General features: G+C 35.3%; 11 protein-coding genes. All 11 read right to left on the bottom strand.

The annotated features are described in order from the left end of the window. Positions 1-6 precede the first annotated feature (6 nt). Positions 7-1,050 carry an ArsR/SmtB family transcription factor gene (locus NST77_RS00130; protein ID WP_095330878.1) on the bottom strand — a complete coding sequence of 348 codons (1,044 nt, stop codon included), beginning with the start codon at positions 1,048-1,050 and terminating at the stop codon, positions 7-9. A 126-nt stretch (positions 1,051-1,176) separates the two neighbouring features. Then, entirely contained in the window at positions 1,177-2,391 is a 1,215-nt protein-coding gene (locus NST77_RS00125) for an MFS transporter (protein WP_095330876.1), read from the bottom strand. Between the two features lie 243 nt (positions 2,392-2,634). Next, positions 2,635-3,618: a ketoacyl-ACP synthase III gene (locus tag NST77_RS00120; RefSeq protein WP_095330874.1), complete on the bottom strand. Its 984-nt coding sequence runs from the start codon at positions 3,616-3,618 to the stop codon at positions 2,635-2,637. Between the two features lie 217 nt (positions 3,619-3,835). Continuing rightward, complete coding sequence (locus tag NST77_RS00115; protein WP_095330873.1) at positions 3,836-4,996, bottom strand: sugar ABC transporter permease; 1,161 nt, start codon at positions 4,994-4,996, stop codon at positions 3,836-3,838. Next, positions 4,971-6,512, bottom strand: a complete 1,542-nt coding sequence (locus NST77_RS00110) for a xylose ABC transporter ATP-binding protein (protein WP_163187939.1) — start codon at positions 6,510-6,512, stop codon at positions 4,971-4,973. The genes NST77_RS00115 and NST77_RS00110 overlap by 26 nt, the downstream gene beginning before the upstream one ends. Before the next feature lie 68 nt (positions 6,513-6,580). After that, a complete protein-coding gene (xylF, locus tag NST77_RS00105) occupies positions 6,581-7,678 on the bottom strand; it encodes a D-xylose ABC transporter substrate-binding protein (protein ID WP_341122617.1) in 1,098 nt (365 codons plus the stop codon). A gap of 337 nt (positions 7,679-8,015) precedes the next feature. Then, complete coding sequence (locus tag NST77_RS00100) at positions 8,016-8,159, bottom strand: hypothetical protein (RefSeq protein WP_341122616.1); 144 nt, start codon at positions 8,157-8,159, stop codon at positions 8,016-8,018. 22 nt (positions 8,160-8,181) lie between these two features. Then, entirely contained in the window at positions 8,182-9,486 is a 1,305-nt protein-coding gene (locus NST77_RS00095) for an IS91 family transposase (protein WP_083967595.1), read from the bottom strand. Positions 9,487-9,632: 146 nt separating this feature from the next. Next, positions 9,633-11,249 carry a response regulator gene (locus NST77_RS00090; protein WP_341122615.1) on the bottom strand — a complete coding sequence of 539 codons (1,617 nt, stop codon included), beginning with the start codon at positions 11,247-11,249 and terminating at the stop codon, positions 9,633-9,635. An 11-nt stretch (positions 11,250-11,260) separates the two neighbouring features. Beyond that, a complete protein-coding gene (locus NST77_RS00085) occupies positions 11,261-13,021 on the bottom strand; it encodes a sensor histidine kinase (protein WP_163187936.1) in 1,761 nt (586 codons plus the stop codon). Beyond that, positions 13,022-14,059 carry a substrate-binding domain-containing protein gene (locus tag NST77_RS00080; protein WP_163187934.1) on the bottom strand — a complete coding sequence of 346 codons (1,038 nt, stop codon included), beginning with the start codon at positions 14,057-14,059 and terminating at the stop codon, positions 13,022-13,024. It lies immediately after the preceding gene. Between the last annotated feature and the right edge of the window lie 141 nt (positions 14,060-14,200).

Below are 14,200 nucleotides of genomic sequence, written 5' to 3'. Positions count from 1 at the left end.
AATCGTTTATTGCTGAATATATTGTTCTAATTCTTTTGCCAGCGAGGTAATTGCACTACTTTTTAATACATATTTTCCATCTTCTATTCCTACTAGCTGTGCTGATCTCAATATTTTTAAATGATGATGGATCGTGGATTTTCCCATTTCTAATTTTTCTGTTATGTCTTGAAGTGTTCGACTTTGTTCAAATAATAGTTTTACCATTCTTAGTCGAACTTCATCGCCCAATGCCTTGTGCTTTAAAACTAAAAAGTTACTTGGCATATATTTATCGTTCGGCGAAATACTTTCATTGGAAACCGGGTAGTAATAGACTGTTGTTCCTTCTATATCTGCTTTAATATTCCACGGACGATAGATGTATTGAGGAATGAGTAATACCTTATGAACACTCGGCTCGGGTGTATATCGTATTCCTCCTGTGGCCCATTCTACAAATTCTTCTGGATCCATTTTCTGTCTCATTTTTTCTTTTATGGAGACATCTGTTTGTAAAATGGATGTGAGTTTTTCTCTATCTGGTTCTATAACTGCTTCATACCATTCACTCATCACAGTGATAAGATGCTGTTTTAATTGCTGAGAATCAACTTGGCAGATAAAAGAAATATAGGTTGGAAAAAAAGGATTATCTTTTGTAGCTTCTTTTAACTTTTCTATCGCTTCTCTGTTACCATCAGCTGCATGCTCCCTAATAGGTTGATAGCTTTCACTTAAAAACGGAATGCATTGATAGATTAATTGTCTCTCCGTTAGTTTATTTATATATTCCGTAAATACGTCAAGACTCAAAAAATCCTGTTGATGCAGTAATTGTAGCAATGCTTTCCATGTATTATTCGCTTCTACGTAGTCTAGTTGTGCTTGTAAATTCTGAGAAAGGTTTGTTCGAACATTTTCCCAATAACTCTTCGGCTGATCTAATGAATCTAGTAAACGTTCATTGGTAATCGCAGCAATCCCCAAAGCACATTCCCATAATAAAGAATATTTCATTTCAACTTGATATGTTTCTTGTTTCCGACCTGTTGTGCTAAATACTTTCATTCGAAAAGCACCTCCGTCTATTTTCTTTTATTCTAAAATATCCGAATTATAAATTCAATATTTTTAGAATCAACCATTCAAAAAACTCGACCTATTGGTTAAGGTCGAGTTTCCAGTAAATGACTTTTATTCTTTTTCTAAATGGCTTTGAATACGAAATAAAGATTTATTTTTATATATAATCATACTGACCAATGCAAGGAGAACACCTGAGAAAAGGAAGACTATCCTTACCCCTAATAAATCTGCCAGTAACCCCATCAATAAGGAGCCTATCCCGAAAATTCCTGTACCAATTGCTCCAAGAGAAGTATACACGGTTGATAGCTGCTCTTTGGGGACGCTTGTTTGAATAACAGTTTGCTGTGTTATATTTTTTATTTGTGTAACAATACCAACACCGAATGATAGAACTAATGCAAGCATAGGAATACTGTTTAAACTAAATAAAATCGTTAGCAGAAAGCTTATAAAAGATCCCGCAACTAAAAACACGCCTAATTTTCTTTCCACAAAAGAAGAATAGTTCATGCAATAGAGACTTCCCAAAATTAATCCTAAAAAGAATGTTCCATTCATAAAGCCCCACCACTGTTGGTCCACCTTTAACGCATCCTGAATAAACACATATAAAACAGCTGCAATCCATACCGTTGCAGCGAGACTTTCTAAACATTCCACTAAAGCCATTTTTCTTAACACCGGTGTATGAAATAGTGTTTTCCAGCCCGCTTTTATTTGTTCTAGTTTACCCGCTGACTCTATTGTTTTCCCATCTACATTTTCTAAAAGGCATAATAAACAACTCGAGATAAAAAATAAACAGCCAACAAACCAAATAAGATTTTGCGGACTTAAAAAAAGAAGAAACATGCTTCCTACAAACCACATTCCGGCCTGAATCAGCTGTGTCACTGTTTCTACCATCCCGTTTGCTTTCATTAATTTTTCCGGTCTAACATAGTATGGAATTAAAGTTCTTGTGATTGGATTGGCACAGCCATCAAGAAATGCAATAAGCCCTATAACTATAAAAATGATAAAATAATTCGCTTCTGTTATTCCTGGCAAGATAAACCCCAATAGTAAGAGTAATCCGGTCTTCCCTATTTGGGATCCTGCCAATAACCGATTCAATCGAATTTTCCTCACGAAAAGTGGTGTTAAAACACTTGAGACAAACATACTAGTTGTAATCGTAAACGGCACAAATGATGCCGCTGTTGCTGATCCCTTTACGGTATAGATCAAATTAATAATACTCACCATATAGAGGACATCCCCTATATTGGCAAAAGACTGCCCATTCAATAATAATGTAAAGTTCTTATTTAATTTCATGCTTTATCCCCCGCTAATTAAAAAATAATTAAGTTATTCATTCATTAACGGAGATTATTAAATTGGACAGTTCATTCTGATACATACTCCTTCTAAGTAGATAAGCCAGGGGGATAAGGCGTATTCTAAAATTTTGTTACATCCATCTTATCATAAAGGAATAACTCTTGCTTTTGTTTTTAAAGTAATTAAGCTTTTTGATTAATCAAACGTTTGATTCTAATAAGCCACCGTTTCTTGTTATTAAATCGTCCATTTAATTAATAATCCAGCATGTGCTAGACCACCGCCGAAGCCATATAGTAATACATGATCCCCTTGTTTTAATTTCCCTTCTTTCACTCCGATATCCAATGACAATGGGATCGTACCAGAAGAGGTATTTCCGTAGTTAACTAAACTATATAAAGTTTGTTCGATTGGAAAATTACTTTTCTCGCAAATTGATTCTAGCATTCTTAAATTCGCACTATGGGGGACAAACCAATCTATCTCATTTAAAGTCCTATTTCCTCTTTCAGCAACAATTTTCATCCCATTAGTAACTGTTTTAACAGCCCATTTATAGACTTCTCTACCATTTTGAACAATACAGCCATTTCCCTGTAAGTCAACACCATTCATTTGAGTAGCTAGACTGGTGCAATATAAATGCTGTCCCCCTTCTCCTTCTGATCCGATATGAGAAGAAAGAAAGCTTGGTTTTGTTTCATCATACTCTACCATTACTGCCCCTGCTCCATCTCCAAAAAGAATACATGTTGTACGATCAGTGAAGTCTGTAATTTTAGATAATGTTTCCGCCCCTACAACCAAAACTTTTTTATTTAGTCCTGATGTAACCAGTCCATTTGCTACATATAATCCATAAGTAAATCCTGCACAGGCTGCATTTAAATCCATTGCTCCTGTATTCTTTATTCCTAGTTTAGCCTGCAGGCTGGAAGCCACACTCGGTGTTTTATATTCAGGAGTCATCGTACAAACAATGATTAAATCAACATCATCAACTGTTTTATCGTATCGTTCCATTAAATCAAGGACTGCTTTATAGCTAAGATCGCTTGTAAATTCCTGCTCATCCGCAATTCTTCTTTCCTTAATACCTGTTCGCTTTACAATCCACTCATCATTTGTTTCCACCATTTTTTCTAAATCATTATTTGTTAAAATACGTTCGGGAACGTATGAACCAATCGCTGTAATACGTGCTTTGGAAGTTGACATTCACATCACCTCATTATTCATTTACTTTTATTTTAACACCAATTACTATTACCTGGTACTAATTTTATGCAATTTTATTCTCTACTTTAAAAATATTCGCTCATCTCTCTTTAGAATATGTTTTTTTCTTTGTATTTGCTTTACCTATTTTCACCATAAAAAATCCTCACCTTTTTACAAGGTAAGGACTCTTCTACTCATTAAGCTAGCCTATTATTTACTTCTTACTTGATATATCAATCCAAACGGCAACAATTAAAATAAGTCCTTTTACTATATATTGCCAGAAGGTTTGGATATTCATCATACTCATTCCATTGTCGATACTAGCCATAATTAAAGCACCAATTAGTGCTCCAACAATTTTTCCTTTTCCTCCTATCAGACTAGTTCCACCGATAACACATGCAGCAATCGCATCAAGCTCATACATATTCCCCGCACTTACGGTTGCTGCATTTAATCTACTTGTTAACAGAACACCCGCCACACCAGCAAGCCCTCCCATCGTAATAAACACCCACAGCGTATTCCATTTTATATTAATCCCTGACAATGCCGCTGCCTCTTGGTTTCCCCCAATTGCATAGACATATCGGCCGAATGGTGTTTTATTTGAAATAAAGATAAAGATTGCAGCTATTGCTAAAACGATTAAGATTGGAATTGGAATACCTAAATACCGATTCAACATATAGGTTGCTAGCAGGATAAAAAAGGAATAAGCTACAGTCTTACCATAGTCTATCTTAGCAGCAGGGATCATTAAACCCATATTTTTTCGTTTTGTACGATGTTTGGTCGTCCAAAGGAATAGCAAAGCGATACTAACTAATGCAAGAATATATCCAGGAATGTATGGAAAATAACTAGTTCCAATTTTTTTAAAACTATCACTCATTGGTGCGACTGTTTGTCCCTTACTTATACCAATGAGTATACCTCGGAAGATAAGCATTCCTCCAAGTGTAACAATAAAGGCAGGAACAGCTCGGTAAGCAACCCACCATCCTTGCCATAATCCTAAAAGCGCTCCCACAATTACTGCACAAAGGACTACTAAAAAAGTATCCCAATCATACCAGACTTGCAAAATTGCCGCGATTCCTCCTGTTAATCCTACTAATGCTCCAACTGATAAATCAATATGACCTGCAACAATTATTAGCGTCATACCAATAGCAAGGACGGAAATAACGGACATTTGCGTAAATAAATTAGAGATATTTCGGGAAGAAAGAAATTCACCTCCAGTGAAAAAACCAAATATTAATGCAATTAATAGTAAAGCGATAATAAGTGTGTAAGATTGCATATCAACTTTAAAGCTTATTTCTCTTTTCTTGCTCTCTTCAACTGTTTGATGTTGAATATTCATTTTTCTTCCCTCCTGTGGCGCATGTCATAATTTTTTCTTGGGTAGCTTCTTCACGTAAAAATTCGCCAGAAATTTCACCCTCAGCCATAACTAGCACTCTATCTGACATTCCTAATACTTCAGGCAGTTCAGATGAAATAATAACAATTCCGACCCCCTGTTGGACAAGTTCATTAATAATCTTATAGATTTCATATTTGGCTCCAACGTCAATTCCTCTTGTCGGTTCATCAAGAACTAATATTTTCGGGTTATTTAACAGCCACTTACTTAGAACTACTTTTTGTTGGTTTCCACCACTTAGTTGTCCAACTCTTGCTTCTAAGCTCGGCGCTTTTAACTTCATTTTTTCCGTTATATCTGTTGCACTTTTCACTTCTAATGCCTGATCAATAACATTTAGCTTAACAACTTTATTTAATGCCGCTAACGTCGTATTTTTTGTTATATCCATTCCTAACACAAGACCGTAGCGCTTACGGTCCTCTGAAACATACGCTAATCCTTCTTTAATTGCATCAGCAGGTTTTTGGATATTTGTTTCTTTTCCATCTATGATGACCTTTCCTTCTTTTTTTCCTTTGAATCCACCGAAGAGACTAATAAATAATTCTGATCGTCCGGCTCCCATTAATCCTGAAAATCCTAAGATTTCTCCCTTTTTAAGTAAAAAGGAAACTTGATTAATGATTTTATTTCCTTGCTCATCATAGACAGTATAGTCTTTCACTTCTAAAATATTTTCTTTACTAATAGCATGCTCCTCATATGGGAACAGTTCTGTTAATTCTCTTCCAACCATCTTTGTGACTATTTTATCCTCTGATAATTCCTCAATGGAATTAGTACTTATCGTCTGGCCATCTCTTAATATGGTGACCGAATCAGCAAGTGACATAACTTCTCCTAATTTATGAGAAATATAGATGCAGGTAACTCCTTGTGAACGTAGATCTTGCAATAAATGGATTAAGATTTCTACATCACTTTCTGTTAAAGCAGCAGTTGGTTCATCCAAAATGAGTATGCTTGTTTTTTTCGTTAAAGCTTTTGCTATTTCTACCAGTTGCTGTTTCCCGACTGTTAAATCGGCAACTTTTGTTTGCGGATCAATATTTAACCCAATATGATCGAGCCACTTTTGGGCCTCTACATAAATTTCATTCCAATTGATTATTCTTTTTCTCATTAACTCATGACCAAGAAAAAGATTCTCGGCTACTGACATTTCCCCTACAAGCGCAAGCTCTTGATAGATAATACCAATTCCTGCCTCCTGCGATTCTTTAATAGATTTAAACTGAACTGTTTGACCATTAATGATGATGTCACCTTCATAGGTTCCATGTGGATAAACGCCACTTAAGATTTTCATTAATGTTGATTTTCCCGCACCATTTTCTCCGCAAAGGGCATGAATCTCCCCCCTCTTTACGGAAAAAGTAACATTATCTAAAGCCTTAACACCCGGAAATTCTTTCACAATCCCTTCCATTTGAAGCGCATATGTGTCCATTATTCATTCACCACCTATTAGTCAGGGAAAGCATTAGCTGCTCCCCCTTTAATTAAATATTTTGAGACTTACGGACGTTCTGGTCGTTCATTTTCTGGAACATTTTTATAAATATCATCATAAGAATGGAATCCATCTTTAACAACAGTGTCAACAATGTTCTCTTTACCTACTTTAATTGGATCCAATTTTATAAATGGCACATCTATCTTTCCATTATTAACAGTTGAATCAGATGACACTTTTTCTCCTTTTCCTAGTTGAACAGCTACTTCAGCGCTCTTTGTTGCAATTGCCTTAATTGGTTTATAAACGGTCATTGTTTGAACACCTTCTGCAATACGCTGCACTCCTGCTAAGTCTGCATCTTGGCCAGAGATAACTACTTTTCCAGCTAAACCCTGTGCTTCTAGTGCTTGAATTGCTCCCCCGGCAGTACTATCATTAGATGCCACTACTGCATCAATATCATTCTTATTGGCAGTTAAAGCGTTCTCCATAATTTTTAATGCTTCATTTGCATCCCAATCTTTTGCCCATTGATCACCGACAATTTCAATATCACCTTTATCAACTAGCGGCTGAATAATATTCATCTGTCCTTCTCTAAACATCTTGGCATTATTATCAGTTGGTGATCCTCCCATTAAGAAATACTTTCCTGAGGGTACTTTTTCAACAAGATACTCTGCTTGCATTTCCCCAACCCGTACATTATCGAATGAAACGTAGGCGTCAATATCCGTGCCATTAATTAATCGGTCATATGCTAACACAGGAATCCCTTCGGCCTTAGCTTGATCTACTACCGTTGACAGGGCATCTGAATTGATAGCAATAATAACTAGTGCATCGATACCTTGTGAAAGCATATTTTGTATTTGCGATAATTGTTTTGCCTCATCACCATTTGCTGATTGTACTAACACATTTGCTCCTAGCTCTTCTGCTTTTTCAACAAAAAAATCACGATCATGTTGCCAACGCTCTAATGTTAAATCAGAGACGGAAAGACCAATTGTAATCTTCTCTTTTTCTGTTCCCCCTTCATCCTTATTTCCTTTCTCATTTGCTGGTGTGCCATTTGCATCCTGTCCACACGCAGCCATGATAAACATTAGAGATAGAATAAGTACAAGCGAAAGAAAACTGTTACGTTTTTTCATAAAAATACCCCCCTAATTTTTAAGTAATTGATAAGATTGAATTCCTTTTCTATTAGTAAGACATAAGTTGATTGCCGAATATGAAGTCGGCCCTCGGTACGTATAGGCGAGTAGAAATGACTTCGTTTCTTCCCTCCTCCAAACCGTTTGTAAACCGCTTTCATACAAAGAATATATTTTTTCCTCCCTATTGGAAATGGAATATTTTTTATAATCCTTTAATATTTTTCGAAGTTCCTATTTTCTTCTTCAGTAAAGAAAACTTAGATCTGCTGAAGTTTTACTGCTATTAAAAGTGGAATAAGAAAAACCGGGCATAGCCCGGTCCTTTTCATGGTTAGAGAATATCCGATAATTTGTACTCTATGCCATGTACCCCTTTATAATACTCAGGATACATTTCACCCCCACATTTTTCACATGCAAACATAGGAGGAGTTGTCGGATCTCCATCATCCATTAAATCGAAATCCCTTACCACGTTAATAGGAATCTCTTCTTTCTCATGACACGCCAAACAAACATAGCTGACGCTCTGTTGCTTGGACTGGTTTAGGCTTATGTTTTTCTTCTTTTTCTTTCCCTTTTTGCGGGTTTTTGATACCGGTGAGATCGTTAATCATCCTTTCTAAATAAGCTCTTGTAGTTTTGCATAAGGCTACCTTTATTTCTAATTTACCATTTTCAAGGCAGACTTCTCCCTTGTATTCATAGTAACATTCACACCTCTGACAAACGAGAGGGTCTTTCTTGCCACTGGCTACTATTCTTTCACGCCACGTCTGGCGACGTAAGGTTTTCTTAACTTTTACAACCCAACGTCTTGCTTTTTGTTGCCAAGTACTCAACACTTTTTTACACAAGTTTTTTGATCTTCTTGAATACATACCGTAATGCCGAATAGTTTTAAATTGCTCGTCTGGGATATGGCGAATTAAACGTGAAATAAATTCTTCGACACTTACGGTTTCGGATTTGTCTTTTCCGTCAGTTTTATCCTTATATTTGAACGTAACGAATTGCCCATCATATGCCTCAATCCGATTGATTCCAATCGCTGGTCGACGAATATAACGGCCAATATAACGAAGTTGTTCTTTTATTTTTCCCCTCTGTTTAGGTGCATACACATAGAAGCCTTCGCCATTATTGGTGAACGCCTTTTGAAGTCTTGGTTGGATTCTTTTCTTTTCTCTTGGTGAAACTCCGTTTCTAATTAATTTTAATACGACCGTTTGCCATTGTTTACGAAGCATCGTAAATGGCAAGAAATCATACTGCTTCCATTCTCCTTTTTCTGTTAATCCACCCATTGTAACTAACATATGTACGTGAGGATTGAAGTTGACCCTTGAACCAAAAGTGTGGAGTCCAGCAATAATCCCAGGTGTTACCTTTGCTTTCTTTTTGAAGAAGTCAGTAAGTAGTCTTGCAGAAGCATCCATTAAATCTTTTAATAGATGTCGGTGAAGGAGAAATACATCTCTTAGTCCTTCATCAATCGTAAAAATTACGTGCCGATGATTAACCTGAAGAACATCTTCAGTAAGTAACCTACTCCATTCTTCACTTTCTCCAACAGAGCACGTGGTACAAAATCGACCTTTACATCGGTAAGGAACCTTTCGCACATCATGACAACCTTCACACACAAATAACTTAAATCCATTTTTGATATCCCCACAATCTCGAAATTTCTCAACCTCCTTAATTACGATAGGGCGGATTTTAGCACCGTGTTTTCTTTTGAAAGCTTCCCAATGTTGGTGTTTATCAAAAAATATTCTTCTCAATATATTGGTCTCCATAAAATGAAAATACCACAGCTTAAATGACTGTGGTAGACCCAAATTTTTATACTTTCTTATCTTTTAAAAAAAACACTCATCATGGATGAATGTTTTTTGCATAGTGTTTCACTACAATTTTTTTGCTGTTAATCCTCCCCACCATTTTACTCATTCCGATACTGGGTAGGATTAACTCCTGTTACTTTTTTAAATACGGAGCTAAAGTAATAAGCATCTCTATACCCTATTTGTGCGGCAATTTCTTTAATACGTAAATCTGTATTCTTGAGCAGCTCTTTGCCCTTTCGGATACGTAAATTTGTTAAATATTCACTAAAATGTTGGGAAGTGATGTCTCGAAATAATATGCTTAAATAGCTGGGACTTATATTAAATTTACGGGATAGGCTCGTTAGGGAAATATTCTCGGCAAAGTTTTCATTCATGTACTCCTTCATTTCCGCAATAAGCCTGTCTATTCGATTACCGCGTTTTGATTCGATGAAGGAATGAATAGCGGAATAAAAGGAATATAAGCAATCCTCTATTTCTTTATAAGTAAAATTATTCTCTTGATTAAAGATAGGTAGTCCCGTTTCTCCGAATATTTCGTTCACATCGTACCCTTGTTCATTTATTGTCTTACAGGACATAAATACGATATTATTAATGGCTGTTGCCACTGCTTCATATGGAATACTTTCATTCTTAAGTTCTGCAAGCAATTCCGCTACGTCCTTTTTTACTTCTTCAAAGTCACCTGATTTTAAATCCAGATAAATTTTATGATTTACTATTTTGTGTAATTGCTTGCTGTAATAAGTATGGTTACTGATAATATTATGATAGAAATACACATCGCCAGAACCGTGAATTCGACTTAATGCAGCTGCAGAACAAGCTTCTTCATAGGATAAATGTAAATCAAGTAATTGATTATACTTATCTCCTATCCCAATTATTAAAGTGAAGCCTTTTTCCTGATCTTCTTTCTGAATAACCTTTCTTAGTTGATGTCTAATACCAATATCTTCGAAGACAATTAACACTATTTGATCCATTTTATAATTTAAGATATAGCCCTTTTCTATCTGTCCACGTTCAGAGAACTGCCCCCATTCTTTTTCCAGCAGACGAGAAAGTCGCTTATAGATCGATACATTAAATAAATACTTATCATTTTCCTCCATTTCACTTCGATCTGTTTGAAGTTGTTCCATATTTAGGACGGCTACAAAAAAGGAAGCATTCTTAAGATGTTCCATTTCCATATATTTCAGGTTATTATCTAGATCTCCCACAAAACTATTGGTCAGGAGATTCTGGATTAGTTTTTCTCGTAAAGAATGCTTATTTTCTTGCAATTGTCTCTTCATTTTTTCTATATTTTCTTGTTCTCCCTTATCCCGAATCAAATCATTCTTTACATTTAATACGAGTTTTAATAGATTCTTAGATTGAAAAGGCTTTAGCATATAATCACAAACCTTTAAAGTAATTGACTTTCTTGCAAAGTCAAAGTCTGCATGACCTGAAATAATGATTACTTTTATTTCTGGATAAAACTCTTTTACATGTTTTGTTAGTTGGATGCCATCCATTTCTGGCATTTTGATATCGGTAATCAGAATATCAATATGGTTTTCAGCTAATATTTTTACTGCTCCTGAACCATTTTCCGCTTCAAATACTTGTTGGAAACCATGACTTAACCAATTCGTATTATTGATTATTTTGTGACGAATCATATCTTCATCTTCTACAACCAATAAATTAAACATAGGATTCCTCCTCATATTTTTACAATAGGTAAAATGACTGTTACAGTTGTTCCCGCATTTGGTTTACTTTTAAAATAAATCCCATACTCCATTCCATAGGTTAATTTTATTCGCTCATTCACATTTCGAATGCCAAAATATTCATTTTCATCCTCTATTTTTTCTATTCCTGTTAATACATTATTAATGTGATTCACCTTTTCAGCTGTCATTCCCACCCCATTATCAATGACTTCCAGAACCACTGCTCCCTCCTTTTCTTTGCCTTTAATTTCAATTAGCCCCCTTGTTTTCATCCGTCGTACACCATGATAAATCGCATTCTCTACTAATGGCTGCAAAATAAGCTTGACCGTCTCATAATTTAATATCTCTTCGTCTACTTCTACTTTCGTATCAAATTTATTAAAAAAGCGAAATTCCTGAATCGTAAAATAGTTACGAATATGCTCGATTTCTGCACCAATAAGAATGACATCCTTTCCATGGCTTAACGATGTTCGAAAAAACATGCCAAGTGCTTCTATTAAGTCTAGCGCTTCTTCAATTCGCTCTTGCTCTAATAATCCAATAATCGAGTCTAATGTATTATAAACAAAATGAGGCTTTATTAATTCTTGTAGTGCTTTCATCTCTATTTTGCGAATTTTCACTTGATCATCCATCGTTTTTTGAACGAGCCATTGAATTCGATTCATTAATTCATTAAAACTGCTTGCAAGTTGCCCTATTTCATCGTTCGTTTTGACTTGTGCTCGAATGGCTAAATTATCATCTGCAAACCGTTTAATTGTTCTGCGCAAATCACGAATTGGATTTGTTAAGATATTCGTTAAATAAATACTTATGAGCACAACGACCAGAAGGCTGCCCACAGCAATTACAAGGGTTATCTGCCGGATTTTATTTATGTCTTCATTAAGTTCATCTGCATAAGTGACCCCAATAATATTCCAACCTGTAATCTCAGATTGTTTAAAGTTAACAAGATAATGTTTTCCCTTTACCGCTTCTTCAAATGATCCTTTATCTGAATTTAACCATCTATCATTGTTCATTAGTTCCTTTATAAACATAGGATGACTAGTATCTGCCGGAAAAAATTCTACCTCCCCTGTTCTATCTGTAAAATAGACATACCCTTTCTCTCCTAATTTGATATCGTTTACAATTCGATTCAATAGATTTACATCAATATCAATAATCAAATAAGCTGGTTCACTTAAACTAGGAGATAAAATTTTCTTTCCAATAGAAAAAACATTGCGATTAAACATATCCATATAAGGTGATTTTACTGCAAATTGCGCTTCATCTATTTTTCGCATATTCGTAAAAAAAGGATCATTCATATCGCTCCAATATACGCCTTGAGCGCTTATTGTCTCTCCTGTATGAGAAATGATTCTTATATCCACTAAATCGGATTTCATATTCCTAATTAGTTCTATCGTTTCCCATAAACGAACAGTATATTTCTGTATCCCATCTATATCTCCTGCCTCATTCAACCTTAAGTACTGAATTGTGTAATAATCATCATAGATTTCTAGAATATTCTCGATATCTAAAATGTATGTTTCGATATTTTTATCCACACGCTGAATTACTTCATTGGTATAAACATTGATACTGTTTTGGAGATCATTGATGTAATATTGATAGGAAAGATAACCAAGAATTAATAACGGGATAAGACTAAGTGCCAAGAAGCAGACAATCATTTTTGTTCGGATACTATAAAGATCGATCCATTTCAGCCATTTCTTCATTTATTTTATCTCCCACGGCTTTTTTCTTTTTAACAGTTCTTCATAATTATCTGCATTGCCGTATTCCAATCCCGTATATATCATCGTTTCTTTAACTTTGTCCCCATTAATTAATTTATACATGTTTTCAACACTTAGACGTCCCATTTCCTGAAAGTCTTGTCCAACTAGCGCATCTGCTAATCCTTTATTGGCAGCAAATACTATTGGATAAAATGTATCAACAATCACAGCTATACCGCCAGTTTCTTTCCACCTTTTATATGAAATCATCCCTTCAGGAGGAGAAAATAACGGCCATGCTCCAGCACTAAAAAACAAATCAAAATGAGGATTCCTTTTCACATAATTCTCTAGAAGCTCTGAAGCGCGATTTATGTCATCATAGGATTCTACCATATCAACAAACTCTAAATCTAATTCTTCCGTTGCATCTTTAAATCCTTCGATTCTCTCTTGCATATTGACACTTTCCTTCACCCCAGTCATAATCAAAACTCTGAGATGACGCTGATGCAATTTTTTTTCTTTTACTATTTTCACCAAAGATTTTCCACTTTCTTGTCCAAGTTCATAATTATTCGTTCCAACATAAAATGCCCGATTGCTAGCCGGTGCATCGGAATCAAAAGTAGCCACCTTTATCCCTTGTGATACTGCTTTATTGATAAGTGGAGTCATTTTCTTGGTATCCAAGACACTGATAACAATGCCATCTACCTTTCTTTCAATTAAGCTCTCTACTATTTTTTCTTGCTCCTGACTATCGACTACCATCGGGGCCAACCATTCCATTTTCACCCCTAACTGAGAGCTTACTCGTTCTGCTTCTTCCTTTGCTTCTATGAAAACTGGATTATCAAGAGACTTTGTAACAAAGGAAATTATCTTTTCCTTATCTTGATTAGGCAATGGCTCTTTATAGATCGCTTGTTCATGGGGGTTATTTTTAATACGAATGCTAGTTGCCTGTTTATTTTCACATGCACTAACGAATATAAGCAGAATTACAAACAAGATATAGCCTTTGTTTTTCATACTTTCTTCCCCTAACCTACTCATTGATTGGTCTAGCTCATATAAAATTAAAGAAAGGTTACTCTATAAGCAGCCTAAATGAAAACGCTACCAAAATTATAGTTAGTAAATAAAAAAGAAGACACCAATTTAGTTGAATTA

It is taken from the genome of Niallia sp. FSL W8-0177, from assembly GCF_038006285.1.
Taxonomy (GTDB): domain Bacteria; phylum Bacillota; class Bacilli; order Bacillales; family Cytobacillaceae; genus Niallia; species Niallia circulans_A.
The sequence above is the reverse complement of the archived record's forward strand: the minus strand, read 5'-3'. Positions and strand labels throughout refer to the sequence as shown.